Below are 25,061 nucleotides of genomic sequence, written 5' to 3'. Positions count from 1 at the left end.
GCGGTTGCCGCCATGGGAAACCCCGGCTTATGCTGCGTCAGGTTTTCCACACACTGCCATCAGGACCCTATCCATGAATGCTCACGCCGAGCACGCCGCTTCGTACTACGCCGCCAGCCTGCACCGGCAGCCGGTATACCCGCCCCTGCTGGGTGAGGTCAGCGTCGACGTCTGCGTGGTGGGCGGCGGTTTCTCCGGGCTCAACACCGCCATCGAGCTGGCTCAGCGCGGGCTCAGCGTCGCGCTGCTCGAAGCCCACCAGATCGGCTGGGGCGCCAGTGGGCGCAACGGCGGGCAATTGATTCGTGGGGTCGGCCACGGCCTGGAGCAGTTCCGCAAGGTCATCGGCGACGACGGGGTGCGCGACCTGACCCTGATGGGGCTGGAAGCGGTCGAAATCGTGCGCCGGCGCATCGACCAGCATCGTATCGAGTGCGACCTGACCTGGGGCTACTGTGACCTGGCCAACAAACCGGCCCAGTTGCAGGGCTTCATGGAAGAAGCCGAGGCGCTGCGCAGCCTGGGCTACGCGCATGAGTTGCAGATCGTCGAAGCGCAGGACATGCGCAGCGTGGTCGGGTCGGATCGCTACCACGGCGGCCTGGTCGACATGGGCTCCGGCCACCTGCATCCGCTGAACCTGGCCTTGGGCGAAGCCGAGGTGGCGCGGCAGCTCGGCGTGCAGCTTTTCGAGCACTCGCGGGTGACACGCATCGAGTATGGCCCGCAGGTGCGCGTGCACAGCGCTCAGGGCCAGGTACGGGCACGCTACCTGGTGCTGGGCTGCAATGCCTACCTGAACGATCTCAACCCACAGCTGAGCGGCAAGGTGCTGCCTGCAGGCAGCTATATCATCGCCACCGAGCCGCTGGATGCCGAGCAGGCGCGGCAGTTGCTGCCGCGCAACACGGCGGTGTGCGACCAGCGCGTGACGGTCGACTACTACCGATTGTCTGCCGATCGGCGCTTGCTGTTCGGCGGTGCCTGTCACTATTCAGGGCGTGACCCGAAGGATATCGCCCAGTACATGCGGCCGAAGATGCTCGAGGTGTTCCCGCAACTGGCGGATGTGCGCATCGACTATCAGTGGGGCGGCATGATCGGCATCGGCGCCAACCGTTTGCCGCAGATCGGCCGACTCAAGGAACAGCCCAACGTGTTCTATGCCCAGGCATACTCCGGGCACGGCCTGAACGTTACCCACCTGGCCGGCAAGCTGCTTGGCGAGGCCATCAGCGGCCAGGCCAGCCGTGGTTTCGACCTGTTCGCCAAGGTGCCGCACATGACCTTTCCCGGCGGTCGCCACCTGCGCTCGCCGCTGCTGGCGCTGGGCATGCTCTGGCACCGGTTCAAGGAACTGGGCTAGCGCTGCGAACGCTGCAGCCGCCAGGAACTCGCACGACTACAGGCGCCAGAACGGCTTCAAGCCTTCGCTACGCGCCTGCTGCGCATCCAGGCCGATATCGCGCAACTGGTCCTTGTCCAGTTCCAGCAAGGCTGGCCGTGTGCGCAGGCGATGCAGCATCAGCGCCCAACGTCCCAGGTCTGCCGGTGCGCGCTCGGCGCAGGGGCGCAGCCTCGGCTCTTCCAGCAATTCTTCGGTGCGCAGCAGCAGACGTACATCGGTCAAGCCGTTCATGGCCGTTCTCCTTGAAGTGTTTGGACAGCAAGGCCATGGTGCCGCAGCCGAGGGCATCTCATACAGATTCAAAAAGGGCTTATGTTTTCCATACAGCCAGCTGACCTGCCGGTCTGAATGCTGTATTTTGGGCGCATCTGTATGGTTACCCGCGCGAGCGACCCTATGACCCTGTACATGAACCTCGCCCAGCTGCTCACTCGGCGCATCGAACAGGGCCTCTATCGCCCCGGCGATCGACTGCCCTCGGTGCGCGCCCTGAGCATCGAGCACGGCGTCAGCCTGAGCACCGTGCAGCAAGCCTATCGCCAGCTCGAAGACCACGGCTTGGCGGCACCGCGGCCCAAATCCGGCTATTTCGTGCCCACCGTCCGTGAGCTGCCGGCGCTGCCAGCCGTAGGCCGGCCCATGCAGCGTCCGGTGGAAATCTCGCAGTGGGACCAGGTGGTCGAACTGATGCGCGCCGCGCCGCGTGATGACGTGGTGCAGCTGGGCCGCGGCATGCCCGATGTCAGCAGCCCGACCCTGCGTCCCCTGCTGCGCGAGCTGGCCCGCCTGAGCCGACACCAGGCCATGCCAGGCCTGTACTACGATTCGCTGTATGGCACCCAGGCCCTGCGCGAGCAGATCGCCCGGTTGCTGGTGGACGCCGGTTGCCAGTTGAGCATTGGCGAACTGGTGGTCACCACCGGCTGCCACGAGGCGCTGTCGGCCAGCGTGCGCGCCATCTGCGAACCCGGCGATATCGTCGCCGTGGACTCGCCGAGCTTCTTCGGCGCCATGCAGACGCTCAAGGGCCTGGGCATGAAGGCTCTGGAAATCCCCACCGACCCGCTGACCGGCATCAGCCTGCAGGCGCTTGAACTGGCATTGGAGCAGTGGCCGATCAAGGCCATACAGCTGACGCCCAACTGCAACAACCCATTGGGCTACGTCATGCCCGAAGCCCGCAAGCGCGCGCTGCTGACGCTCGCCCAGCGCTTCGACGTGGCGATCATCGAGGACGATGTGTATGGCGACCTGGCCTTCAGCTACCCACGTCCGCGCACGATCAAGTCGTTCGACGAAGACGGCCGGGTGCTGTTGTGCAGTTCGTTCTCCAAGACCCTGGCGCCGGGTCTGCGGATCGGTTTCGTCGCCCCGGGCCGCTACCTGGAACGGGTGCTGCACATGAAGTACATCGGCACCGGGTCGACATCGACACAGCCGCAGCTGGCCATCGCCGAGTTCATCAAGGGCGGCCACTACGAACCGCATCTGCGGCGCATGCGCACCCAGTACCAGCGCAGCCGCGACCTGATGATCGACTGGGTCACTCGTTACTTTCCCGCCGGCACCCGCTGCAGCCGCCCGCAAGGCGGGTTCATGCTGTGGGTCGAATTGCCCGACGGCTTCGATACCCTCAAGCTCAACCGCCTGCTGCTCGACCAGGGCGTGCAGATCGCCGTGGGCAGCATTTTTTCGGCGTCGGGCAAATACCGCAATTGCCTGCGCATGAACTTCGCCAGCAAGCCCACGCCGCAGATAGAGGCCGCGGTGCGCGCGGTGGGCAGCTGCGCACGGCAACTGCTGGTGGAAAATCCACACCCCGATGCTGACCTTTGACGGCCTGCCAGGGTCGAACTGCACGCCTCCCCCTCTGCCAAGGATGATCGCTTTGCCCTGCCCCAGGCTGTTACCGCTGCTGTTGACCTTGATCCTGGCCCTGCAAGGCTGCGCCAGCGTGAACGCGCCGCGGGACTACAGCGAGATGTTACCGGCCGAACAATCGGCCTTCGGCAGGTCGGTGCAGGCTCAGGTACAGGCCCACCACGGACAATCGGGGTTCCGCCTGTTGTCGAGCAGCGATGAGGCGTTTCGCGCACGCGCCGAATTGATCCGCAACGCCCAGGGCAGCCTCGACCTGCAGTACTACATCGTTCACGACGGTTTCAGTACCCGAGCGCTGGTCGACGAGCTGCTCAAGGCCGCCGAACGCGGCGTGCGCGTGCGCATCCTGCTGGACGACACCACCAGCGATGGCCTGGACAAGACCATCGCCACCCTGGCCGCGCATCAGAACATCCAGATCCGCCTGTTCAACCCGACGCACCTGGGCCGATCCACCGGCGCCACGCGTGCAGTGGGCCGCCTGCTGCAACTGTCGCGGCAACACCGGCGCATGCACAACAAACTGTGGCTGGCCGACAACAGCGTGGCCATCGTCGGCGGGCGCAACCTGGGCGACGAATACTTCGACGCCGAGCCGGACATGAACTTCACCGACATCGACCTGCTCGGCTTCGGGCCGGTGGCCCAGCAACTGGGCTACAGCTTCGATCAGTACTGGAACAGTGCGCTGAGCCAGCCGATCGCCAACTTTCTGTTCACCGTTCCCACGGCCAGGCACCTGGCGTCCACGCGCGTGCGCCTGGAGCAGTCGCTGCTTGAATCCAGACGCCAGCACCATGTTCTCTACGAACGCCTGATGACCTATCAGAGCGCGCCACAGATGGACATCTGGCGGCAGCAACTGATCTGGGCCTGGGGCCAGGCGCTGTGGGATGCACCTACCAAGGTGCTGGCCCGCGGCGAGCCCGACCCGCACCTGCTGCTGACTACCCAGCTCGCGCCTGAGCTGACCCGGGTCAAGCATGAACTGATGTTGATCTCTGCCTATTTCGTACCGGGCGAGGCTGGCCGCGACTACCTCACCGGGCGCGCCGACGCCGGGGTCGACGTCAGCCTGTTGACCAATTCACTGGAAGCCACCGATGTGCCCGCAGTACACGGCGGGTACGTGCCCTACCGCAAGGCGTTGCTCGAACATGGCGTGAAGCTGTTCGAACTGCGTCGCCAGCCAGGTGACGATGGCGACGTGTCCCTGAGTTTCACCGGCAGTTCCGATTCCAGCCTGCACAGCAAGGCGATGATCTTCGATGCGCGCAAATCCTTCATCGGCTCGTTCAATTTCGATCCGCGTTCGGTGTTGTGGAATACCGAGGTCGGGGTGCTGGTCGACAGCCCGGAACTGGCAGCGCAGATGCGCCACCTGGCCCATGAGGGCATGTCGCCTGCGCGCAGCTATCAGGTGCGCCTGGAAAATGGCCAGGTGGTATGGGACACCGAGGACCACCAGCAGATGCATACCCTCTACCGCGAGCCGGGTGACTGGTGGCGAAGGCTGAACGCATGGTTCAGCGAGGCAGTGGGGCTGGAAAAGATGCTTTGATTCCCCAGCCCCCCTGGCGATGGATCAGAGCTTGATCCAGGTGGCCTTCAATTCGGTGTATTTGTCGAACGCGTGCAGCGACTTGTCACGGCCGTTGCCCGACTGCTTGAAACCACCGAACGGCGCGGTCATGTCGCCACCATCGTACTGATTGACCCACACACTGCCGGCACGCAACGCCTTGGCCGTCAGGTGCGCCTTGGAGATGTCCGCCGTCCATACCGCGGCGGCCAGGCCATAGGCGCTGTCGTTGGCGATGCGCACGGCCTCCTCGGCAGTATCGAAGGTAAGCACCGACAATACCGGCCCGAAAATCTCTTCCTGGGCGATCTTCATGGCATTGGTCACGCCATCGAAAATGGTCGGTTCTACGTAAGTGCCGCCGGTTTCCTCGAGGATGCGCTTGCCGCCCACCAGCAGCGTTGCGCCGCCTTCCTGACCGGCCGCAATGTACGACAGCACGGTGTTCATCTGCTGGGTGTCCACCAGCGCACCGACGTTGGTCGCCGGGTCCAGCGGGTTGCCGGGTTTCCAACCCTTGAGCGCCTCGACCACCATCGGCAGAAAGCGCTCCTTGACCGAACGTTCCACCAGCAGGCGTGAACCGGCCGTACAGACTTCGCCTTGGTTGAAGGCAATGGCACTGGCTGCCGAATCGGCCGCGGCCTGCAGGTCCGGCGCATCGGCGAACACGATGTTGGGGCTCTTGCCACCTGCTTCCAGCCAGACGCGCTTCATGTTCGACTCGCCAGCGTAGATCATCAGTTGCTTGGCGATCCTGGTCGAGCCGGTGAACACCACGGTGTCCACGTCCATGTGCAGAGCCAGCGCCTTGCCCACCGTGTGGCCGTGGCCCGGGAGCACGTTGAGCACACCTTTGGGAATGCCCGCCTCGATCGCCAGCTGGGCGATGCGAATGGCCGTCAGCGGAGATTTTTCCGAAGGCTTGAGAATCACCGAGTTGCCCGTGGCCAGGGCCGGCCCCAGTTTCCAGCAGGCCATCATCAGCGGGAAGTTCCACGGCACCACTGCGGCGACCACGCCCACGGCTTCGCGGGTGACCAGGCCGAGCTGATCGTGCGGGGTCGGGGCGACTTCGTCGTAGACCTTGTCGATGGCCTCGCCGCTCCAGGCCAGGGCATTGGCCGAACCAGGCACGTCGATGTTCAGCGAATCGCTGATCGGCTTGCCCATGTCCAATGTTTCCAGAAGCGCGAGCTCTTCGGCATTTTCCCGCAGCAGGCTGGCGAAACGAATCAGGGTGGCCTTGCGCTTGGCCGGTGCCGCCTTGGCCCAGACGCCGGAGTCGAACGTGGCGCGGGCATTCTCGACCGCTCGCTGGGCATCGGCAGCGTCGCAGCTGGCCACCTGGGCCAACAGCCGGCCATCGACGGGGCTTACGCATTCGAAGGTCTGGCCCGACACGGCGTCGGTGTATTCGCCGTCGATGAACGCGCGCCCTTCGATCTTCAGCTGCTGGGCACGTTGTTCCCAGTCAGCGCGAGTCAGAGTGGTCATACGGATCTCCTGTGATTGAATGCAAAGCCCGGCCGTGCAAGGCTGGACGGGATGACATCGAACCACCCTAAACCACCGGTGTGACGCTTTTCAATATATTTGACACTTGGCGCACAGAGGCCCACGGATGTGCGTTTTATCCAACAAGCGAGGGGTTTCCTGCATGAACATCACCAGCATCGTCGATTTTGCTCAACACAGCGTCGCCCCGGAACGCTACCGGCCTGCGCCCGAGAAGATCCTTGGCGGCGACCCCGAACAGACACTGTTCAACCACTACCAGAGCCCCTGCGGGCAGATGAACGCGGGGGTATGGGAAGGCCAGGTAGGGCAATGGACAGTCAACTATACCGAGCATGAATACTGCGAAATCGTGCAGGGCGTCTCCGTGTTGCGCGACAGCCAGGGCAACGGCAAGACGCTGCGCGCCGGCGACCGCTTCGTGATCCCCGCCGGTTTCAGTGGCACTTGGGAAGTACTGGAAGCCTGCCGCAAGATCTACGTGGTGTTCGAAGCCAAGGATTAAGGCTGCTCCACACACCCCCTGTAAGAGCGAGTGCACCTGTGGGAGCGGGTTCTACCCGCGAAAGCACCCCCGCGATCCAGAATTCACACCAAAAAAAAGGCCCGCATCTTTCGATACGGGCCTTTTTCTGGTCGCCAAAATCAATTACTTGATTTTGCCTTCCTTGTACATCACGTGCTTGCGAACAACCGGATCAAATTTCTTGATCTCGATCTTGTCCGGAGTAGTACGCTTGTTCTTGTCGGTAGTGTAGAAGTGACCAGTACCGGCGCTCGAGATCAAACGAATCAATTCACGCATGATAAAGCTCCCTTAAACCTTGCCGCCATCGCGACGGATTTCGGCCAGCACGACAGTGATGCCACGCTTGTCGATGATACGCATGCCCTTGGCGGATACGCGCAGACGCACAAAACGTTTCTCTTCTTCAACCCAGAAGCGGTGATGCTGCAGGTTCGGCAGGAAACGACGACGGGTTTTGTTGTTTGCGTGGGAAATGTTATTCCCAGTCACCGGACCCTTACCGGTAACTTGACAGACTCTCGACATGCCTCAGCCCTCTAAAACCACATGCCCAACCCGGCATGGGTTGGCCGCTTATCTTTCAGTCATTTGGCGCACGGCGCCGCGTTTCTTCAGGGTCTTACCCACCTCACCGTAAAGGCAGAGGAACAGGGCCCTAGAAAAGAGCGCTGCTTTATACCAGAAAGCCTTTGGCGCAACAACTGCAGATGCACAATCAATGTGTCGCGCAACACAGCTACTGGCTCACGCGCAGCAGTGGCGGGCGTGCTGCGGCACGACCACTCGTCGCGCAAAAAAACGATTTAGGGATAGTCAACGCTGCCGGACATCTCTAGGGTAGGACTTTTCTCCAGACTGCATAGGCAGATGGGCCCTCGACACGCCAAGGAACACACCATGCGTCTTGCGACTTTGCCGTTCTTGCTTGCTCCCCTGTTTGCCTCTGCGCTGGTTCATGCCGCGCCGCTGACAGTCTGTACCGAGGCCAGCCCCGAAGGCTTCGACGTGGTCCAGTACAATTCCCTGACCACCACCAACGCGTCGGCCGACGTGCTGATGAACCGCCTGGTGGAGTTCGATGCCAAGGCCGGCAAGGTCGTTCCCAGCCTGGCGGACAGCTGGGCCGTATCGGCCGATGGCCTGACCTACACGTTCAAGCTGCACCCCGGCGTCAAGTTCCACGGCACCTCGTACTTCAAGCCCGACCGCGAGCTGAATGCGCAGGACGTGCTGTTCAGCTTCCAGCGCATGCTCGACCCGGCCAACCCCTGGCACAAGGTCGCGCAGAGTGGCTTTCCGCACGCCCAGTCGATGCAGCTGCCGAGTCTGATCAAGAAGATCGAGGCGCCTGATCCGCTGACCGTCCGGTTTACCCTGGATCATCCCGATGCGACGTTCCTGGCGACCTTGAGCATGGGCTTCGCCTCGATCTATTCGGCGCAATACGCCGAGCAACTGATGCAGGCCGGTACTCCGGAAAAACTCAACAGCCAGCCGATCGGCAGCGGTCCGTTCATCTTCGTACGCTTCGAGAAGGACGCCGTGGTGCGCTACAAGGCCAACCCGGATTACTTCGCCGGCAAACCTGCGGTCGACCCGCTGCTGTTTGCCATCACCCCGGACGCCAACGTGCGCCTGCAGAAGCTGCGGCGCAACGAGTGCCAACTGACCCTCTCGCCCAAGCCGCTGGACATTGCCGCAGCCGCCGACGACAAGAGCCTTCAGGTGATCAAGACCGAAGCCTTCATGACCGCGTTCCTGGCCATCAACAGCCAGCACCCGCCGCTGGACAAGCCTGAAGTGCGCCAGGCGATCAACCTGGCGTTCGACAAGGACAGCTACCTCAAGGCCGTGTTCGAGGGCACTGCGGAGGCGGCCAATGGGCCCTACCCGCCCAATACCTGGAGCTATGCGCGGGACCTGCCGGGTTACCGGCAGGACACCGCCAAGGCGCGTGAATTGCTGGCCAAGGCCGGCCTGAAGGACGGCTTCAACACTACCATCTGGACCCGCCCATCGGGCAGCCTGCTCAACCCCAACCCCAGCCTGGGAGCGCAGCTGCTGCAGGCGGACCTGGCCAAGGTCGGCATCAAGGCCGAAATCCGCGTGATCGAATGGGGCGAGCTGATCCGTCGCGCCAAGGCCGGTGAGCATGACCTGTTGTTCATGGGCTGGGCTGGCGACAACGGTGATCCGGACAACTTCCTGACGCCGCAGTTTTCCTGCGCGGCGGTACAGTCCGGGACCAACTTCGCGCGCTATTGCGACAAGACCCTGGACAAGCTGATCAGTGATGGCAAGGCGGTGACCGACCAGGCCCAACGCAGCAAGCTGTACCACCAGGCCCAGATGCAGATCCAGCAGCAGGCGCTGTGGCTGCCACTGGCACACCCGACGGCGGCCGTGCTGGCCCGCAAGGGCGTCGAGGGGTACAGCGTCAGCCCGTTCGGCCGGCAGGACTTTTCCAAGGTGTCTGTGGGTAAATAGGACGCAGCGAGGCCACTCACATCCAGCCATGCTCGACCATCGACAGCGGCTCGCCTTCGCCGATGATGATGTGATCGAGCACGCGCACGTCGACCAGCGCCAGCGATTCCTTGAGGCGCTGGGTCAGCGCGCGGTCGGCCTGGCTCGGGGTCGGGTTTCCTGAAGGGTGATTGTGCGTCAGGATCAGCGCCGCGGCGTTCATGGCTATGGCCCGCTTGACCACTTCGCGCGGATACACCGCCGCGCTGTCGATGGTGCCGCGAAACAGCACCTCGAAACCCAACGGCTGGTGCTTGGTGTCCAGGAACAGGCAACCGAACACTTCCTGGCGCTCATGGCGCAGCTTGGCCTTGAGGTAGCGGCGCACCGACTCGGGATCTTCCATGGCCGGTCCGCGGTTCAGCCGCTCGGCCATGTAGCGGCGGTTCATCTCGATGGAGGCCTGCAGCTGGGCGTATTTGGCAGGCCCCATGCCGAAGTGCTGGCTGAAGGTTTTCTGGTCGGCCTCGAGCAGGGCCCGCAGGCCGCCGAAGCGGATCAGCAGGTTGCGCGCCACGTCCACGGCGCTGTGCCCGGCCACGCCGGTACGCAGGAATATCGCCAGCAGCTCGCCATCGGAAAGACTGCCCGGACCATGCGCCAGCAGGCGCTCACGTGGCCGCTCGGCCTCGGGCCAATCGCGAATACTCATCCCCACTCCCTGTCTGTGAGCCTCGCTGTTCCATAGCGAGCGCTGTGCTATCTTAGCGCAACTTTTTGCACGGCGACCCGGCCCCGGGAGGCGGTTTCACCGTGGTGTTATTACCAGATGATAAAGGCAGGCCTATGCAGCGGCTGTATCGAAAACGCATCATTCTGGGCGTCGGCGGCGGCATTGCCGCCTACAAGAGCGCCGAGCTGGTACGTAGGCTTCTGGAGCAGGGTGCCGAAGTACGCGTGGTAATGACCAAGGGCGGCAGCGAGTTCATCACGCCGCTGACGCTGCAGGCGCTTTCCGGCCACCCGGTACACATGGACCTGCTGGACCCCGCGGCCGAAGCCGCCATGGGCCATATCGAGCTGGCCAAATGGGCCGACCTGGTGCTCATCGCCCCCGCCACTGCCGACCTGATGGCGCGCCTGGCGCAGGGCATGGCCAACGACCTGCTGACCACGCTGGTACTGGCTACCGATGCCACCGTGGCCATCGCGCCGGCCATGAACCAGGCCATGTGGCGCGATCCGGCCACCCAGGACAACCTGCACCTGCTGCGCAGCCGTGGCCTGAAAGTCTTCGGCCCGGCTGCGGGTAGCCAGGCCTGTGGCGACATCGGCCTGGGCCGCATGCTCGAAGCCACCGAGCTTGCGCTGTGCGCGGCCGACTGCTTCGAGCACCTGGCCTTGACCGGCAAGCACGTGCTGATCACCGCCGGCCCGACCCAGGAAAACATCGATCCGGTGCGCTACATCACCAACCACAGCTCCGGCAAGATGGGCTTTGCCCTGGCCGAAGCGGCCGTCGAGGCCGGCGCTCGCGTCACCTTGATCTGTGGCCCGGTGCACCTGCCCACGCCCGACCGCGTGACGCGCATCGATGTGGTCAGCGCACGCGACATGCTCGCTGCCTGCGAAGCCGGCATGCCCTGCGACGTGTTCATCGCATCCGCCGCCGTGGCCGACTACCGCCCCGAAGTGGTGGCCGCGCAGAAGCTCAAGAAAGACCCGGCCAGCGGTGACGGCCTGCTGCTGCAGATGGTACGCAACCCGGACATCCTGGCGACCATCGCCGGCCGCGCCGATCGCCCTTTCAGCGTCGGCTTCGCCGCCGAAACCGAACACCTGCTCGACTATGCCGCGCGCAAGCTCCAGGACAAGAACCTGGATTTGATCGTGGCCAACGACGTCGCCAACCCCAGCATCGGTTTCAACAGCGAAGAAAACGCCTGCAGCGTGATCGACCGCCAGCTGCAGACCACTGCTTTCGCCCAGACCAGCAAGGGCAAGATCGCCCGCCAGCTGGTTTCCTTCATCGCCAAGCGCCTCGATCAGGTTTAACGACATTCATGCACGCCCTTCAAGCCAAAATCCTCGACCCACGCCTGGGCCGGGACTTCCCGCTGCCGCACTACGCCACACCCGGCTCCGCCGGCCTGGACCTGCGCGCCATGTTGCAGCAAGACACACTGCTGGCACCTGGGCAGACCTTGCTGATTCCTACCGGCCTGTCGATCTACATCGGTGATCCGGCCCTGGCGGCGCTGATCCTGCCGCGCTCGGGCCTGGGCCACAAGCATGGCATCGTGCTGGGTAATCTGGTCGGCCTGATCGACTCCGATTACCAGGGCGAACTGATGGTTTCGTGCTGGAACCGTGGCCACACCGAGTTCACCCTGACAGTGGGCGAGCGCATCGCCCAACTGGTATTGGTACCGGTGGTGCAAGCCCATTTCGAGCTGGTCGAAAGCTTCGACGAAAGCCAGCGCGGGACCGGCGGTTTCGGTCACTCCGGCACCCAGTAAACGGCCATGCAGAGCAGGCGGCCGTGGCGAGACCATGCCGTTCCAACGCGTTCAATGCGGAGATGACAGGTGAAAGGATTTCCTCGCAATGCCAAGACGGCCGAGCACGGCCAGGCTTCGAACGCACGGCCCAACGCCGGCAACCAGGCGTTGCTGCTCGCCATTGCCGGGGTGCTTGCCGCCCTGCTGCTGATCTGGTTTCTGGTGGTTGCACCGCTGGCCGGCCGCGCCTTCCAGAACGCCGAGGCGAGTGCCGCCGCGCCTTTCACCGCGGGCCTGGACGCTGCGATCGCGCGTCAGGCCGGCCAGGCGGCCGCCCTGGCCCATTCACCTGCACTCATGGCCGCGCTGGCCAGCCAGGACCCCGCAGGTATCGCCCAGGCCGCCAATGCAGTGCCGTTGATCGACGGCCTGCAAGGCGTGCGCCTGAACCTGCCGGGACAGGCCAAGGTCGACCAGCAGGGCGCGGCCCCGATCAATTTTGCCGTACTGGACATGCTCAGCCGCGCCGAACGCGGTGTTGCCACCCCGCCTGAAGCCTACAAGGTCAACGGACGCTGGTGGATCTACACCGTCGCGGCCGTCCAGCAAGGCCCGCAGTCACCCGTGCTGGGCACACTGCTGCTGGGGTTCGACATGCAGCCACTGGTCAAGGCGCTGGCATTGCCCGACGCCGAGTTCGGCCAGTTGCGCCTGCAGCAAAGCGTACTGGGCAGCCCACCGCAACTGCTGGTCGAGCAAGGCAGCAACGCGTCTGCCACACGCTATCCGTATGCGACCTCCAACCCCAACTGGCGCCTGGAATTCAGCCCGGGGCCATTGTTCCAACCGCCCTTCGCCTGGAGTTCGCTGGGCCTGATGATGCTGGCGGCGGCAATTGCCATTGGCTGCGCGGCGCTGGCGGTGCGTCTTGCCCAGCGCCAGCTGTATGCGCGCATCGAGGCCGATGCGCGGCAACTCGAGCAGTTGCTCGACGAGTTGTCCGGCGGCAAGGCGGTCAAGGCGTTCGGCCTCAGCCTGGCGCCACTCAACGGCCTGGCACAGGGCCTGGCGCGGCTGTCGCTGCGTGAAGGCAGCGCGCAACCCACCGACGGCACTGCCGTTGTGCCAGCGCCTGCTGCGGACAATTGGACCAATCCGATCTTTCAGGACACCGACATGCTCGAAGTCGACGCGGCGGAGCCTGACCCCGACCCGGGCACCCTGCCACCGGCGCTGCCCCACGGGATCTTTCGCGCCTATGACATCCGCGGCATCGTCGGCAGTACCCTGAATGCCGACACGGCCTACTGGGTAGGCCGTGCCGTCGGTGCGCAAAGCCTGGCCATGGGCGAGGCCAACGTCAATGTCGGCCGGGACGGACGCCTGTCCGGGCCCGAATTGGTGCAGCCGCTGATCCAGGGGCTGGTAGACGCCGGCTGCCACGTCAGCGACGTGGGCCTGGTGCCGACACCGGCGCTGTACTATGCCAACCACGTGCTGACCGGACGTTCCGGGGTGATGCTCACCGGCAGCCACAACCCGCCTGACTACAACGGCTTCAAGGTGGTGATCGCCGGCGACACGCTGGCCAACGAACAGATCCTGGCATTGCATCAGCGCCTGCTGCACAACGACCTCAGCCAGGGCCAGGGCAGTGTCGAACAGGTGGACATCCTGCCGCGCTATGTCGCGCAGATCCGCGATGACATCGTGCTCACCCGTCGACTCAAGGTGGTGGTCGACTGCGGCAACGGCGCTGGCGCGGTGGTAGCCCCGGAACTGATCCAGGCCCTGGGGTGCGAGGTCATCCCGCTGTTCTGCGAGGTCGACGGGCATTTCCCCAATCACCACCCGGACCCGAGCAAGGCCGCCAACCTGCAGGCGTTGATCGCCAAGGTGGACGAAAGCGGCGCCGACCTGGGCCTGGCCTTCGATGGCGACGCCGACCGTGTGGGCGTTGTGACCAACACCGGTCGCATCATCCATCCCGATCGCCTGCTGATGCTGTTCGCGCGCGATGTGCTGTCGCGCAATCCCGGTGCCGACGTGATCTACGACGTCAAGTGCACGCGCCGCCTGGGCCCTCTGATCAAGGAGCACGGCGGGCGTCCGGTGATGTGGAAGACAGGACATTCCCTGATCAAGAAAGAGATGAAGCGCACTGGCGCGCTGGTAGCCGGGGAAATGAGCGGGCACATCTTCTTCAAGGAGCGCTGGTTCGGCTTCGACGACGGCATCTACAGCGCCGCGCGACTGCTGGAAATCCTCAGCCGGGAAAACCTCAGCGCCGAAGAGGTGTTCGCTGCATTCGCCGACGACGTGTCCACGCCCGAGCTGAATATTCCGGTGACCGAAGACAGCAAATTCGGCCTCATCGACGCCTTGCACCAAAGCGCCCAGTGGGGCGACGCGCAGCTCACCACCATCGATGGCGTGCGCGTGGACTACCCTAGAGGCTGGGGCCTGGTCCGTGCCTCCAACACCACGCCGGTGCTGGTGACACGCTTCGAAGCCGAAGACGCCGAGGAACTCGAACGAATCCAGGGCGTCTTCCGTACCCAGCTGTTGAAAGTCGCACCTGACCTGCACCTACCGTTCTGACCACTTGTTTCACTGGAGCCCCGCATGACCCTCGAACGTGATGCCGCCACCAACGTCGCCAAGGTATTGTCCGAAGCGCTGCCCTATATCCGCCGCTTCGTCGGCAAGACCCTGGTGATCAAGTACGGCGGCAACGCGATGGAGAGCGAAGAGCTCAAGACCGGTTTCGCCCGTGACATCGTGTTGATGAAGGCTGTCGGCATCAACCCGGTGGTGGTGCACGGCGGCGGGCCGCAGATCGGCGACCTGCTCAAGCGCCTGTCCATCGAGAGCCATTTCGTCGACGGCATGCGGGTTACCGATGCGCAGACCATGGACGTGGTGGAGATGGTGCTGGGTGGCCAGGTCAACAAGGACATCGTCAACCTGATCAACCGCCACGGCGGCAGCGCCATCGGCCTGACCGGCAAGGACGCCGAGCTGATCCGCGCGCGCAAGCTCACGGTGACTCGCCAGACGCCTGAAATGACCAAGCCGGAAATCATCGACATCGGCCACGTCGGGGAAGTCACCGGGGTCAACACCGATCTGCTGAACATGCTGGTCAACGGCGATTTCATTCCGGTGATCGCGCCTATCGGTGTCGGCCCGGACGGTGAGTCCTACAACATCAACGCCGATCTGGTAGCGGGCAAGGTGGCCGAGGCGCTCAAGGCCGAGAAGCTGATGCTGCTGACCAACATCGCCGGCTTGATGGACAAGGAAGGCAATGTACTGACCGGCCTGACCACCGAGCAGGTCGCCGGTCTGATCGCTGACGGCACCATTTATGGCGGCATGCTGCCCAAGATCCGCTGCGCACTGGAAGCGGTCCAGGGCGGCGTGACCACCTCGCACATCATCGACGGCCGCGTTCCCAACGCCGTGTTGCTGGAAATCTTCACCGACAGCGGTGTCGGTACCCTGATCAGCAACAAGAAAATCGGTTGATCCGACAGCGGTGCGCCAAACGCACCGCAGCGATCGCCGACGCGGCTTGCGCCGCTGCTACAGAATTCCCGACCCCCTGTAACAGCAGCACAAGCCGCGTCGCCCGCAAACGCTCCCTGTAGCAGCGGCGCGAGCCGCGTCGGCGGTAAATGCCCCCCCGTAGCAGCGGCGCGAGCCGCGTCGGCGGTGAATGCTCCCCTGTAGCAGCGGCGCGAGCCGCGTCGGCGATGAATGCGGTGCATCAGGCAGAACGCGGTAAGGCCCGACGCGGCTTGCGCCGCTGCTACAGGGGATTTTCGAGAAGTTTGACCAGTTGGGTTCGCTGCTGCGCAAAGCCGGCGTCGGCTTCGCTGCGCGATTGCTGCAGCCTGGCGATGCGGGTTTGCAGCTCGGCGACTTGAGCGTGCACATCACGCAGCTGGTCGAGCATCGACGTCGACACCTCCTGACCTGCACGTTCCTGGGCGGCAGCCTGCCCCTGCAATGTCGCCTGCTGACCCTGCAAGGTCTTCACGTTCGCCGTGGCCACGGCAATCAGCGCATCGATTTCCGCCCGACGACGGGCACTGGCCTTGTCCAGCTCTTCCAGCGATGGGTAGCGATCGAGCAGCTGTGCATCGGCCTGCGCCTGGGCGTCGGCCTGCTGCTTGAGGCGCAGCTCCTCGGCGGTAGGAGCAGGCGGCACCGTCTGTACCACCCGACCGGTCTGGTTGAGCACCTGGTAACCCTTGCCCACGTACTCCGGGGGCACGCCCTGGCGATCCAGCACGGTCACGCCGCGGCTATCGACGTAGCGATAGAGCAGCATGCCCGGCGCCTCGGCCGCCGTTGCCGCCAGCACCGGCAGCAGGCTGATCGCCGCCACCGCCAGGCGCAGACGCACGTGCTCAGATACCGTATTGCGCACGGTAGGCTTCGACCGCCGGCAGATGCTGCTTGAGCTGCGCATCGTCGGCGAGAAATTCCAGCACCTGGTTCAGCGAAACGATACTGACCACCGGCACGGCGAAGTCACGCTCCACCTCCTGGATGGCCGACAGCTCGCCGTTGCCACGCTCCTGGCGATTCAGGGCGATCATGACTCCAGCAGCAGTGGCACCCTGCTGCTGGATGATCTGCATCACTTCACGGATGGCCGTACCGGCGGTGATCACGTCGTCGATGATCAGCACGTTGCCGGCCAACGGCGAGCCGACCAGGCTGCCACCTTCGCCGTGCGCCTTGGCTTCCTTGCGATTGAAGCACCAGGGCACGTCCAGCTGGTGCCTTTCGGCCAGTTGCACGGAAGTGGCGGCCGCCAGGGGAATACCCTTGTAGGCAGGGCCGAACAACACGTCGAAGGCAATGCCGCTGTCAACGATGGCTGCGGCATAATAGCGCGCCAGTTCGGCCAGTGCGGCACCGGTATTGAACAGGCCGGCATTGAAGAAATAAGGGCTGGTACGCCCTGATTTCAGGGTGAATTCGCCGAAACGCAGAACGCCTCGATCAATGGCAAAACGAATGAAGTCGCGCTGATAGGCCTGCATCGAAAAAGTCCCGGATACCACGGATTTAGCTAATTAGGTAGAGCTCGGGTATCATACACGCACAAGATTTTTGGGGCCATGTATGCGGATCATCAGTGTGAACGTCAATGGTATTCAGGCGGCAGTCGAGCGCGGGTTGCTCAGTTGGCTGCAGGCCCAGAATGCCGACGTCATCTGCTTGCAGGACACCCGTGCTTCCGCCTTTGAACTGGACGACGCCGCCTTCCAACTGGACGGCTACTTCCTTTATGCATGCGATGCCGAAGTGCCCGCCCAAGGCGGCGTGGCGCTGTACTCGCGGTTGCAACCCAAGGCGGTCATCAGTGGGCTGGGTTTCGAGACAGCCGACCGCTACGGGCGTTATCTGCAGGCAGATTTCGACAAGCTCAGTATTGCCACCCTGCTGTTGCCCTCGGGCATGAACGGCGATGAAGACTTGAACCAGAAGTTCAAGCTCATGGACGACTTCGGCAAGTACCTGGACAAGCAACGGCGCAAGCGTCGCGAATACATCTACTGTGGCTCGCTGTATGTAGCGCAACAGAAACTCGACATCAAGAACTGGCGCGACAGCCAGCAGTCGCCGGGTTTCCTGGCACCCGAGCGCGCTTGGATGGACGAAATCGTCGGCAACATGGGTTACGTCGACGCACTGCGCGAAGTCAGCCGCGAAGGCGACCAGTACAGCTGGTGGCCCGACAACGAACAGGCCGAGATGCTCAACCTGGGCTGGCGCTTCGACTACCAGCTGCTCACACCTGGCCTGCGCCGTTTCGTGCGCAGCGCGCGCCTGCCGCGCCAGCCGCGTTTTTCCCAGCATGCGCCACTGATCGTGGACTACGACTGGACCCTGACGATCTGATCGCCAGGCACAAAAAAGCCGACCCCTCGAGGTCGGCTTTTTTGTTTGCTTCTTGCAGAGCTTGAAACACTGTGGGAGCGGGGCGGGCAGAGGGCTCGCCGCCCGCCCCGCTCCCACAGAAAGCTCGCCCCTGGAGAGAGCCTGCCCCCCCACAGAGGTTTGCATCACTCGCCCAGGGCGACTTTCTGCAAGGCGAAGATTTCTTCCATGCCGTGCTGAGCCAGCGCCAGCATGGCGTTCAGCTCGGCGGGCTGGAACGGCGCGCCTTCGGCGGTGCCCTGCACTTCGATGAAACCACCGGTGCTGGTCATCACCACGTTGAGGTCGGTCTCGGCGGCGGAGTCTTCCAGGTAGTCCAGGTCCAGGACCGGCTCGCCCTGATACATGCCCACCGATACTGCAGCGATCATCTGCTTGAGCGGATCGCCGCCTTTCAGGCCGCCGCGCTTCTTGACCATTTTCAAGGCATCGACCAACGCCACCATGGCACCGGTAATGGACGCGGTACGGGTACCGCCATCAGCCTGGATCACATCGCAATCGACGTAGAGGGTGATGTCGCCCAGCTTGCTCATGTCGAGCGCTGCGCGCAGCGAACGGCCGATCAGGCGCTGGATTTCCAGGGTGCGACCGCCTTGCTTGCCACGGCTCGCCTCACGCTGGTTACGGTCGCCGGTGGCGCGTGGCAGCATGCCGTATTCGGCGGTCAGCCAGCCTTGGCCCTGGCCTTTGAGGAAGCGCGGAACGCCGTTTTCGACGCTGACGGTGCAGATCACCTTGGTGTCGCCGAACTCTACCAGCACCGACCCTTCGGCGTGCTTGGTGTAGTTGCGAGTGATGCGGATCGAGCGGAGCTGATCGGCGGCGCGACCACTTGGACGTTTCATCGGGATACCTGTACTGGACTCAAATCTGACGGGCATTATAGGGCGTCCGACCACGAATTGCCCGCGCGGGGTCGGAGCGGGACATTGCAGATGGCCTCTGCGCCGGCACAGGGCTCACCGCCCGCCCCGCTGCCACAGTGTGTGCAATGCCATACGGGGATGGACAAGGCAGCATTGGGAGCCAGCGCCAGGTTGCGCTACAATCCTGCGCCTCGATTCATCCTCCACCGCCTGCGAGGTTTCCCCCCCATGGTGCACAGCATGACCGCCTTCGCCCGCTGCGAACGCGCCGCGGCCCAGGGCACCCTGAGCTGGGAGCTGCGCTCGGTCAATCACCGCTACCTGGAACCGCACCTGCGCCTGCCCGAGGCCCTGCGCGACCTCGAAGGCTCGGTGCGCGAAGCACTGCGCCAGGGACTCTCGCGCGGCAAGGTCGAATGCACCCTGCGCTACACCGAGGAAACCGGCGGCCAGCCCCTGCAGGTCGATCGTGAACGCGCCACCCAACTGATAGCCGCCGCCGAGACCATCGCCGGCTTGATCAAGCAGCCTGCGCCACTCAACCCGCTGGAAGTGCTGGCCTGGCCTGGCGTGCTGGTGGCCGATGCCAGCGATCCGCAGGCCTTGAGCATGGCGGCCAACGAATTGTTCGCTCAGGCGCTGGCCGAGCTGAAGAATGGCCGCGTGCGCGAAGGCGCCGAACTGGCCCGACTGATCAACGACCGGCTCGATGCCATGAGCAGCGAGGTCGCCACCCTGCGCAGCCTGGTACCGCAGATGCTCAGCACGCAACGGCAGAAGATCCTCGATCGCTGCGCCGACCTGCAGGTCGAACTCGATCCGCAGCGCCTGGAGCAGGAAATGGTCCTGTTGGCGCAGAAAAGCGACGTGGCCGAAGAGCTCGATCGCCTCGCCACCCACGTTACCGAAGTGCGTCGCGTGCTCAAGGCCGGCGGCGCCGCCGGCCGGCGCCTGGATTTCCTCATGCAGGAACTCAACCGCGAAGCCAACACCCTGGGCTCCAAAGCCTTCGACCCACGTAGTACGCAGGCTGCCGTCAACCTCAAGGTGTTGATCGAGCAGATGCGTGAACAAGTGCAGAACATTGAGTAAGGCCAACCCGTCATGAACCACAGCACCGGCACCCTGTACATCGTTTCGGCGCCTTCGGGCGCTGGCAAGACCAGCCTGGTCAAGGCCCTGATCGACGCCCAGCCGTCCATTCGCGTCTCGGTCTCGCACACCACCCGCGCCATGCGGCCAGGCGAAGCCTGCGGCGTGAACTACCACTTCGTCGACCGCGAAACCTTCATAGACATGATCGGCCATGGCGATTTCCTGGAGCAGGCCGAAGTGTTCGGCAACCTCTACGGCACGTCCCAGAGCCACCTGCAGCAGACGCTCGACGAAGGCCACGACCTGATCCTGGAAATCGACTGGCAAGGCGCCGAGCAGGTGCGTCGGCTGATGCCAGGGGCGCGCTCGATCTTCATTCTGCCGCCTTCGCAACTGGCGCTGCGCCAGCGCCTGACCAACCGCGGCACCGACAGCGACGAGATCATCGAGACGCGCATGCGCGAAGCGGTCAGCGAGATGAGCCACTATGTGGAATACGATTACCTGATCATCAACGACGACTTCGCCTCGGCCCTGGAAGACCTGAAAGCGGTGTTTCGCGCCAACCGCCTCCAGCAGCAGGCGCAGCAGCAAAGGCACGGCAATTTGCTGGCCGAGCTGCTTGCCTGAAAACAAAGCTTCCCTAAACGCTGGTGATTTTTTAAACTGTCTAGTCCGCTCGCCCATCCGGGCTGCGCGCATAATCGCATTTGCTACGAGGAAGACCATGGCCCGCGTAACCGTTGAAGACTGCCTAGAACACGTGGATAACCGTTTCGAGCTGGTCATGCTCTCCACCAAACGCGCTCGCCAACTGGCGACCGGCGGCAAAGAGCCGAAAGTGGCGTGGGAAAATGACAAGCCTACCGTGGTAGCCCTGCGTGAAATCGCCGAAGGCCTGATCGACTATGCTGCTATCGCTGAAGCTGAAATCGTTGAAGACGAGCCCCTCTTCGCAGCGTTCGAAGACGAGGCCAACGAGGCCGTCTGAGTCCATGCCCGGTCGACGCTGTACGGCGCGAGGTTCTATCCCACATCGGCAGGAGGTTTTCCCTTGCCGAGCATAGACGCCCTCGCCGATCGCCTGTCGACCTACCTCGGCAAGGAACAGGTCAACCTGGTCCGCCGAGCGTACTTCTACGCCGAACAAGCCCACGACGGCCAACGCCGTCGCAGCGGTGAAGCCTACGTCACGCATCCGCTGGCGGTGGCAGGCATTCTCGCCGACATGCACATGGACCATCAGAGCCTGATGGCGGCCATGCTGCACGATGTGATCGAAGACACCGGTATCGCCAAGGAAGCACTCAGTGCCCAGTTCGGCGAAACCGTGGCCGATCTGGTCGACGGGGTCAGCAAGCTGACCCAGATGAACTTCGAGACCAAGGCCGAGGCCCAAGCGGAAAACTTCCAGAAAATGGCCATGGCCATGGCCCGGGATATCCGCGTCATTCTGGTCAAGTTGGCCGACCGCCTGCACAACATGCGCACCCTCGAGGTGCTGTCCGGTGAAAAGCGCCGGCGCATCGCCAAGGAAACCCTGGAGATCTACGCGCCCATCGCCAACCGCCTGGGCATGCACAACGTGCGCGTCGAATTCGAGGACCTGGGCTTCAAGGCCATGTACCCGATGCGCTCGGCGCGTATCTACCAGGCCGTCAAGCGCGCCCGGGGCAATCGCAAGGAGCTGGTCAACAAGATCGAGCAGTCCCTGGCCCATTGCCTGTCGGTGGATGGCATCGAGGGCGATGTCAGCGGGCGGCAGAAACACATCTATGGCATCTACAAGAAGATGCGCGGCAAGCGTCGTGCCTTCAACGAGATCATGGATGTGTATGCGTTCCGCATCGTGGTCGACAAGGTCGACACCTGCTACCGCGTGCTGGGCGCCGTGCACAACCTGTACAAGCCGCTGCCGGGTCGCTTCAAGGACTACATCGCGATCCCCAAGGCCAATGGCTACCAGTCGCTGCACACCACCCTGTTCGGCATGCACGGCGTGCCCATCGAGATCCAGATCCGCACCCGTGAAATGGAAGAGATGGCCAACAACGGCATCGCTGCCCATTGGCTGTACAAGTCCAGCGACGACGAACAGCCCAAGGGCACCCATGCCCGTGCCCGCCAGTGGGTCAAGGGCGTGCTGGAAATGCAGCAACGTGCCGGCAACTCGCTGGAATTCATCGAGAGCGTGAAGATCGACCTGTTTCCGGACGAGGTCTACGTGTTCACCCCCAAGGGTCGCATCATGGAGCTGCCCAAAGGCTCCACCGCGGTGGACTTCGCCTATGCGGTGCACACCGACGTGGGCAACAGCTGCATTGCCTGCCGCATCAACCGACGCCTGGCTCCGCTCTCCGAGCCGCTGCAGAGCGGCTCGACGGTGGAAATCGTCAGCGCGCCCGGCGCCAGGCCCAACCCGGCCTGGCTCAACTTCGTGGTCACCGGCAAGGCCCGCACGCACATTCGCCACGCCCTGAAGCTGCAGCGCCGCTCCGAGTCGGTGAACCTTGGCGAACGCCTGCTCAACAAGGTGCTCAATGGTTTCGACAGCGCTCTGGACACGATCCCCGCCGAGCGCATTCAGGCGATGCTGGCCGAGTACCGCCTGGAACTCATCGAAGACCTGCTCGAAGACATCGGCCTGGGCAACCGCATGGCCTATGTGGTGGCTCGACGCCTGCTGGCGACCGATGGCGGCGAGCAGCTGCCCAGCCCCGAGGGGCCGCTGGCCATCCGCGGCACCGAAGGCCTGGTGCTCAGCTATGCCAAGTGCTGCACGCCGATTCCGGGCGACCCGATCGTCGGTCACCTGTCGGCGGGCAAGGGCATGGTGGTCCACCTGGAAAACTGCCGCAACATCAGCGAAATCCGCCACAATCCAGAGAAGTGCATCCAGCTGGGCTGGGCCAAGGACGTCACGGGCGAGTTCAATGTCGAACTGCGCGTGGAGCTCGAACACCAGCGCGGCCTGATCGCGCTGCTGGCCAGCAGCGTCAACGCGGCCGATGGCAACATCGAGAAAATCAGCATGGACGAACGCGATGGCCGCATCAGCGTGGTCCAGCTGGTGGTCAGCGTGCACGACCGCGTGCACCTGGCTCGCGTGATCAAGAAACTGCGCGCCCTGGCAGGCGTCACCCGTCTCACGCGCGTGCGTGCGTGAGGCGCAGAACCTTCATTTCAAGGAGCTGTTCATGACCAAGACCGTAATCACCAGCGACAAGGCCCCGGCCGCCATCGGCCCCTATTCCCAAGCCATCAAGGCTGGCAATACCGTCTACATGTCCGGCCAGATCCCACTGGATCCCACTACCATGGAGCTGGTCGAAGGGTTCGAAGCCCAGACCGTGCAGGTCTTCGAGAACCTCAAGTCGGTGGCCGAGGCGGCCGGTGGTTCGTTCAAGGACATCGTCAAGCTCAACATCTTCCTGACCGACCTGGGCCATTTCGCCACGGTCAACGAAGTGATGAGCCGCTATTTCCAGCAGCCCTATCCGGCCCGTGCCGCCATTGGCGTTGCCGCCCTGCCCAAAGGCGCGCAGGTTGAAATGGACGCTATTCTGGTCATCGAATAAGCCGCTTCGCGCGCTGCGGCCACTGGCTGCAGCGCCGTTCGCCAGCAAGGACTTCCTTCATGCGTCACGCGCTCGCCCTATCTCTGGCCGCCCTGTTCCTGGGCGGCTGCGCCAGCCACGAAAACGTGGACCCCAACGGCGTCTGGATCAATCAGAAAGCCATCGATGCCGCGGCCAAGGGCGCAAGCCTGCGCCAGGCGCTGCTGGCCAACGGCCCGACCCTGGAGTGGTCGATCGACACCGTGGCCGGCCAGGCCCGGTTCAGCAATGGCTTCGAAGAGGGCGAAGGCAAGCTGCTGCCCCAGGCCGACGGCCAGCTCAAGGTGGACTTCTACGGTAACGGCGAAGATACCCTGAAGGTCGACGGTGATACCCTGCAGCAGGCAGCGAGCGATAACACCCCGGTGCAGACGTTCAGCAAGTCGGCGACGCCCGTGCGTGCGGACACGCCAGCGGGCAGCACCTTCGAGCAGGCACTGTACACCGCCTACATGGGTGGCGACTGGAAAGTGGTCGAGGGCCCGGGCAAGGGCGGCGTGGCGCATTTCCTTCCCGACGGCCGCATCGACGGGCTGGCCGGCCTGGATCGCTATGCGCTGTGCCTGGCGGGCGACTGCGCCGCCATGAGTGGCGAGTTCGACAGCATGTGGCTGGAACAGCAACAGCGCGGCAATGCGTTCATCTTTCGTCGCAACGGCAACCAACTGGAAATCCTGCAGGCGCTCAACCAGGCCCAGGATGACGAAATGCCCAACCTGGTGCCCGGCACCCGGCGCTGGTTGCTCAGCAAGTAACACCAGGCGAATGCACGACTATCGTTCCAGCAAGGCTGCGTAGCCCTCACGGTAGGTGGGGTACTGCGGCAGCCAGCCGAGCGCCTTGGCGCGCGCATTGCTGCAGCGCTTGGAACCGGTGCGGCGAATGCTCTGGGTCTGCGACCGATGGGTGACGCCAAGGTACGCCCGCAGCCAGTCCACGACCTCGTGCAGTGCTGCCGGGGCGTCGTCGACACCTATATAGCAATCGTCCAGCACCTCACCCCGAGCATCCGCTTGCAGCACGAACGCCAGCAGGCCGGCGGCATCGTCCGCGTGAATGCGGTTGCCATACAGCGGTGGCTGCGACGCGACCTGATACCCCTCGCGCACCTGAGCCGCCAACCGCTCACGGCCAGGACCATAGATGCCGGTCAAGCGCACAACGGTCGCCGGCACCGGGGCGTTCAGCGCCAGTTGCTCGGCCTTGCGCATCAGCTGCCCGGAAAATCCGCCTGGCGCTACCGGCGAGGTCTCATCGACCCACTCCCCTTCGCTCTGTCCGTACACGCTGCTGCTGGACACGAAGACTATTCGACTGGGTGTCTGCCGGTTCTCTGCCAACCAGGCCAGCACATGGCGCAGACCGTCGACATAGGCCGCCTGATAACCCGCCTCGTCATGCTGGGTGGCGGCCACGCAATACAGCAGGTAATCCAGGGGCTCCCGTGGCCAGGCGTCGGGGCATCGTGCCTGATGCAGGTCGGCGGCGACGCCGAGCACACCGGTGGGCAGCTGCTCGACCTGTCGCCGCAGGCCGTACACGCGCCAGTCCAGCGCCAACAGACGGCGGGCGACGCGACTGCCGATATCGCCGCAACCGGCTATCAATACAGTGGGTGAGGTCATGCGCAGGGC

Annotated in this window: 25 protein-coding genes; 16 read left to right on the top strand and 9 right to left on the bottom strand. The window is 63.8% G+C overall.

All coding sequences use genetic code 11. The features are described 5' to 3' along the window. The first annotated feature begins 73 nt into the window (after positions 1-73). The gene (locus IFU31_RS12260; RefSeq protein ID WP_122479952.1) at positions 74-1,366 is read left to right on the top strand and encodes an NAD(P)/FAD-dependent oxidoreductase; all 1,293 of its coding nucleotides are present in this window, start codon (positions 74-76) and stop codon (positions 1,364-1,366) included. 36 nt (positions 1,367-1,402) lie between these two features. Here the strand turns inward: IFU31_RS12260 and IFU31_RS12255 are convergent, their stop codons facing one another. Beyond that, positions 1,403-1,639 (bottom strand): DUF1127 domain-containing protein, encoded by a 237-nt coding sequence (locus IFU31_RS12255; RefSeq protein WP_122479953.1) that lies wholly within the window; start codon positions 1,637-1,639, stop codon positions 1,403-1,405. A gap of 165 nt (positions 1,640-1,804) precedes the next feature. Between IFU31_RS12255 and IFU31_RS12250 the strand changes: the two genes are divergently transcribed. Both IFU31_RS12250 and IFU31_RS12245 read left to right on the top strand, forming a co-directional pair. Then, entirely contained in the window at positions 1,805-3,244 is a 1,440-nt protein-coding gene (locus IFU31_RS12250; RefSeq protein WP_192103100.1) for an aminotransferase-like domain-containing protein, read from the top strand. Positions 3,245-3,287: 43 nt separating this feature from the next. After that, the gene (locus tag IFU31_RS12245) at positions 3,288-4,850 is read left to right on the top strand and encodes a phospholipase D family protein (protein ID WP_192103098.1); all 1,563 of its coding nucleotides are present in this window, start codon (positions 3,288-3,290) and stop codon (positions 4,848-4,850) included. Positions 4,851-4,874: 24 nt separating this feature from the next. Here the strand turns inward: IFU31_RS12245 and IFU31_RS12240 are convergent, their stop codons facing one another. Then, positions 4,875-6,368: an aldehyde dehydrogenase gene (locus tag IFU31_RS12240; protein ID WP_122479956.1), complete on the bottom strand. Its 1,494-nt coding sequence runs from the start codon at positions 6,366-6,368 to the stop codon at positions 4,875-4,877. 163 nt (positions 6,369-6,531) lie between these two features. On the opposite strand from IFU31_RS12240, the gene IFU31_RS12235 reads away from it, so the two are divergent. Then, positions 6,532-6,894, top strand: a complete 363-nt coding sequence (locus IFU31_RS12235) for a cupin domain-containing protein (RefSeq protein WP_122479957.1) — start codon at positions 6,532-6,534, stop codon at positions 6,892-6,894. 144 nt (positions 6,895-7,038) lie between these two features. Here the strand turns inward: IFU31_RS12235 and rpmG are convergent, their stop codons facing one another. Together rpmG and rpmB are read right to left on the bottom strand one after the other, a co-directional pair. Beyond that, positions 7,039-7,194 carry a 50S ribosomal protein L33 gene (rpmG, locus tag IFU31_RS12230; protein WP_022960960.1) on the bottom strand — a complete coding sequence of 52 codons (156 nt, stop codon included), beginning with the start codon at positions 7,192-7,194 and terminating at the stop codon, positions 7,039-7,041. A 12-nt stretch (positions 7,195-7,206) separates the two neighbouring features. Beyond that, the gene (gene rpmB, locus IFU31_RS12225) at positions 7,207-7,443 is read right to left on the bottom strand and encodes a 50S ribosomal protein L28 (RefSeq protein WP_122479958.1); all 237 of its coding nucleotides are present in this window, start codon (positions 7,441-7,443) and stop codon (positions 7,207-7,209) included. A 372-nt stretch (positions 7,444-7,815) separates the two neighbouring features. Between rpmB and IFU31_RS12220 the strand changes: the two genes are divergently transcribed. Next, entirely contained in the window at positions 7,816-9,405 is a 1,590-nt protein-coding gene (locus tag IFU31_RS12220; RefSeq protein ID WP_192103097.1) for an ABC transporter substrate-binding protein, read from the top strand. 16 nt (positions 9,406-9,421) lie between these two features. On the opposite strand, the gene radC is transcribed toward IFU31_RS12220, so the two are convergent. Beyond that, on the bottom strand, positions 9,422-10,096 hold the full coding sequence (gene radC / locus IFU31_RS12215; RefSeq protein ID WP_122479960.1) for a RadC family protein: 675 nt from the start codon (positions 10,094-10,096) through the stop codon (positions 9,422-9,424). 134 nt (positions 10,097-10,230) lie between these two features. On the opposite strand from radC, the gene coaBC reads away from it, so the two are divergent. The 4 genes from coaBC (at position 10,231) to argB (ending at position 15,416) form a co-directional block, all read left to right on the top strand. Further along, positions 10,231-11,439 carry a bifunctional phosphopantothenoylcysteine decarboxylase/phosphopantothenate--cysteine ligase CoaBC gene (gene coaBC, locus IFU31_RS12210; protein ID WP_122479961.1) on the top strand — a complete coding sequence of 403 codons (1,209 nt, stop codon included), beginning with the start codon at positions 10,231-10,233 and terminating at the stop codon, positions 11,437-11,439. Between the two features lie 8 nt (positions 11,440-11,447). Further along, complete coding sequence (dut, locus tag IFU31_RS12205; RefSeq protein ID WP_122479962.1) at positions 11,448-11,903, top strand: dUTP diphosphatase; 456 nt, start codon at positions 11,448-11,450, stop codon at positions 11,901-11,903. Positions 11,904-13,061: 1,158 nt separating this feature from the next. Next, positions 13,062-14,486, top strand: a complete 1,425-nt coding sequence (locus tag IFU31_RS21670; protein ID WP_244652751.1) for a phosphomannomutase/phosphoglucomutase — start codon at positions 13,062-13,064, stop codon at positions 14,484-14,486. Between the two features lie 24 nt (positions 14,487-14,510). Next, entirely contained in the window at positions 14,511-15,416 is a 906-nt protein-coding gene (gene argB / locus IFU31_RS12195) for an acetylglutamate kinase (protein WP_043192190.1), read from the top strand. Between the two features lie 283 nt (positions 15,417-15,699). Here argB and IFU31_RS12190 read toward each other — a convergent pair whose 3' ends face one another. Together IFU31_RS12190 and pyrE are read right to left on the bottom strand one after the other, a co-directional pair. Beyond that, complete coding sequence (locus tag IFU31_RS12190) at positions 15,700-16,293, bottom strand: DUF4124 domain-containing protein (RefSeq protein WP_192103238.1); 594 nt, start codon at positions 16,291-16,293, stop codon at positions 15,700-15,702. Positions 16,294-16,303: 10 nt separating this feature from the next. Continuing rightward, the gene (gene pyrE / locus IFU31_RS12185) at positions 16,304-16,945 is read right to left on the bottom strand and encodes an orotate phosphoribosyltransferase (RefSeq protein ID WP_122479964.1); all 642 of its coding nucleotides are present in this window, start codon (positions 16,943-16,945) and stop codon (positions 16,304-16,306) included. Between the two features lie 82 nt (positions 16,946-17,027). Here pyrE and IFU31_RS12180 point away from each other — a divergent pair, with 82 nt between their 5' ends. Then, positions 17,028-17,807, top strand: coding sequence for an exodeoxyribonuclease III (locus IFU31_RS12180; RefSeq protein ID WP_043192186.1), 780 nt, complete (start codon positions 17,028-17,030; stop codon positions 17,805-17,807). A 164-nt stretch (positions 17,808-17,971) separates the two neighbouring features. On the opposite strand, the gene rph is transcribed toward IFU31_RS12180, so the two are convergent. Next, positions 17,972-18,694, bottom strand: coding sequence for a ribonuclease PH (gene rph / locus IFU31_RS12175; protein ID WP_122479965.1), 723 nt, complete (start codon positions 18,692-18,694; stop codon positions 17,972-17,974). Between the two features lie 249 nt (positions 18,695-18,943). Between rph and IFU31_RS12170 the strand changes: the two genes are divergently transcribed. The 6 genes from IFU31_RS12170 to IFU31_RS12145 all read left to right on the top strand — a co-directional run bounded on the left by IFU31_RS12170 (position 18,944) and on the right by IFU31_RS12145 (position 24,182). Beyond that, positions 18,944-19,807 carry a YicC/YloC family endoribonuclease gene (locus IFU31_RS12170; RefSeq protein WP_192103095.1) on the top strand — a complete coding sequence of 288 codons (864 nt, stop codon included), beginning with the start codon at positions 18,944-18,946 and terminating at the stop codon, positions 19,805-19,807. 12 nt (positions 19,808-19,819) lie between these two features. Further along, positions 19,820-20,440, top strand: a complete 621-nt coding sequence (gene gmk / locus IFU31_RS12165) for a guanylate kinase (RefSeq protein WP_122479967.1) — start codon at positions 19,820-19,822, stop codon at positions 20,438-20,440. Positions 20,441-20,537: 97 nt separating this feature from the next. Continuing rightward, a complete protein-coding gene (gene rpoZ, locus IFU31_RS12160) occupies positions 20,538-20,801 on the top strand; it encodes a DNA-directed RNA polymerase subunit omega (protein ID WP_043192179.1) in 264 nt (87 codons plus the stop codon). Between the two features lie 63 nt (positions 20,802-20,864). After that, positions 20,865-22,976: a bifunctional GTP diphosphokinase/guanosine-3',5'-bis pyrophosphate 3'-pyrophosphohydrolase gene (gene spoT, locus IFU31_RS12155; RefSeq protein WP_122479968.1), complete on the top strand. Its 2,112-nt coding sequence runs from the start codon at positions 20,865-20,867 to the stop codon at positions 22,974-22,976. A gap of 31 nt (positions 22,977-23,007) precedes the next feature. Next, positions 23,008-23,388, top strand: coding sequence for a RidA family protein (locus IFU31_RS12150; protein ID WP_122716145.1), 381 nt, complete (start codon positions 23,008-23,010; stop codon positions 23,386-23,388). 59 nt (positions 23,389-23,447) lie between these two features. After that, a complete protein-coding gene (locus IFU31_RS12145; protein WP_122479969.1) occupies positions 23,448-24,182 on the top strand; it encodes a hypothetical protein in 735 nt (244 codons plus the stop codon). A gap of 18 nt (positions 24,183-24,200) precedes the next feature. Here IFU31_RS12145 and IFU31_RS12140 read toward each other — a convergent pair whose 3' ends face one another. Then, positions 24,201-25,052: an SDR family oxidoreductase gene (locus tag IFU31_RS12140; RefSeq protein WP_192103094.1), complete on the bottom strand. Its 852-nt coding sequence runs from the start codon at positions 25,050-25,052 to the stop codon at positions 24,201-24,203. Positions 25,053-25,061 lie beyond the last annotated feature (9 nt).

It is taken from the genome of Pseudomonas sp. CFBP 13602, assembly GCF_014842725.1.
GTDB lineage: Bacteria > Pseudomonadota > Gammaproteobacteria > Pseudomonadales > Pseudomonadaceae > Aquipseudomonas > Aquipseudomonas baltica.
The sequence above is the reverse complement of the archived record's forward strand: the minus strand, read 5'-3'. Positions and strand labels throughout refer to the sequence as shown.

Coding starts and splice junctions, on each gene's coding strand:
- IFU31_RS12260 (WP_122479952.1), top strand. CDS start 74: ATGAATGCTCACGCCGAGCACGCCGCTTCGTACTACGCCGCCAGCCTG.
- IFU31_RS12255 (WP_122479953.1), bottom strand. CDS start 1,639: ATGAACGGCTTGACCGATGTACGTCTGCTGCTGCGCACCGAAGAATTG.
- IFU31_RS12250 (WP_192103100.1), top strand. CDS start 1,805: ATGACCCTGTACATGAACCTCGCCCAGCTGCTCACTCGGCGCATCGAA.
- IFU31_RS12245 (WP_192103098.1), top strand. CDS start 3,288: ATGATCGCTTTGCCCTGCCCCAGGCTGTTACCGCTGCTGTTGACCTTG.
- IFU31_RS12240 (WP_122479956.1), bottom strand. CDS start 6,368: ATGACCACTCTGACTCGCGCTGACTGGGAACAACGTGCCCAGCAGCTG.
- IFU31_RS12235 (WP_122479957.1), top strand. CDS start 6,532: ATGAACATCACCAGCATCGTCGATTTTGCTCAACACAGCGTCGCCCCG.
- rpmG (WP_022960960.1), bottom strand. CDS start 7,194: ATGCGTGAATTGATTCGTTTGATCTCGAGCGCCGGTACTGGTCACTTC.
- rpmB (WP_122479958.1), bottom strand. CDS start 7,443: ATGTCGAGAGTCTGTCAAGTTACCGGTAAGGGTCCGGTGACTGGGAAT.
- IFU31_RS12220 (WP_192103097.1), top strand. CDS start 7,816: ATGCGTCTTGCGACTTTGCCGTTCTTGCTTGCTCCCCTGTTTGCCTCT.
- radC (WP_122479960.1), bottom strand. CDS start 10,096: ATGAGTATTCGCGATTGGCCCGAGGCCGAGCGGCCACGTGAGCGCCTG.
- coaBC (WP_122479961.1), top strand. CDS start 10,231: ATGCAGCGGCTGTATCGAAAACGCATCATTCTGGGCGTCGGCGGCGGC.
- dut (WP_122479962.1), top strand. CDS start 11,448: ATGCACGCCCTTCAAGCCAAAATCCTCGACCCACGCCTGGGCCGGGAC.
- IFU31_RS21670 (WP_244652751.1), top strand. CDS start 13,062: ATGCTCGAAGTCGACGCGGCGGAGCCTGACCCCGACCCGGGCACCCTG.
- argB (WP_043192190.1), top strand. CDS start 14,511: ATGACCCTCGAACGTGATGCCGCCACCAACGTCGCCAAGGTATTGTCC.
- pyrE (WP_122479964.1), bottom strand. CDS start 16,945: ATGCAGGCCTATCAGCGCGACTTCATTCGTTTTGCCATTGATCGAGGC.
- IFU31_RS12180 (WP_043192186.1), top strand. CDS start 17,028: ATGCGGATCATCAGTGTGAACGTCAATGGTATTCAGGCGGCAGTCGAG.
- rph (WP_122479965.1), bottom strand. CDS start 18,694: ATGAAACGTCCAAGTGGTCGCGCCGCCGATCAGCTCCGCTCGATCCGC.
- IFU31_RS12170 (WP_192103095.1), top strand. CDS start 18,944: ATGGTGCACAGCATGACCGCCTTCGCCCGCTGCGAACGCGCCGCGGCC.
- gmk (WP_122479967.1), top strand. CDS start 19,820: ATGAACCACAGCACCGGCACCCTGTACATCGTTTCGGCGCCTTCGGGC.
- rpoZ (WP_043192179.1), top strand. CDS start 20,538: ATGGCCCGCGTAACCGTTGAAGACTGCCTAGAACACGTGGATAACCGT.
- IFU31_RS12150 (WP_122716145.1), top strand. CDS start 23,008: ATGACCAAGACCGTAATCACCAGCGACAAGGCCCCGGCCGCCATCGGC.
- IFU31_RS12145 (WP_122479969.1), top strand. CDS start 23,448: ATGCGTCACGCGCTCGCCCTATCTCTGGCCGCCCTGTTCCTGGGCGGC.
- IFU31_RS12140 (WP_192103094.1), bottom strand. CDS start 25,052: ATGACCTCACCCACTGTATTGATAGCCGGTTGCGGCGATATCGGCAGT.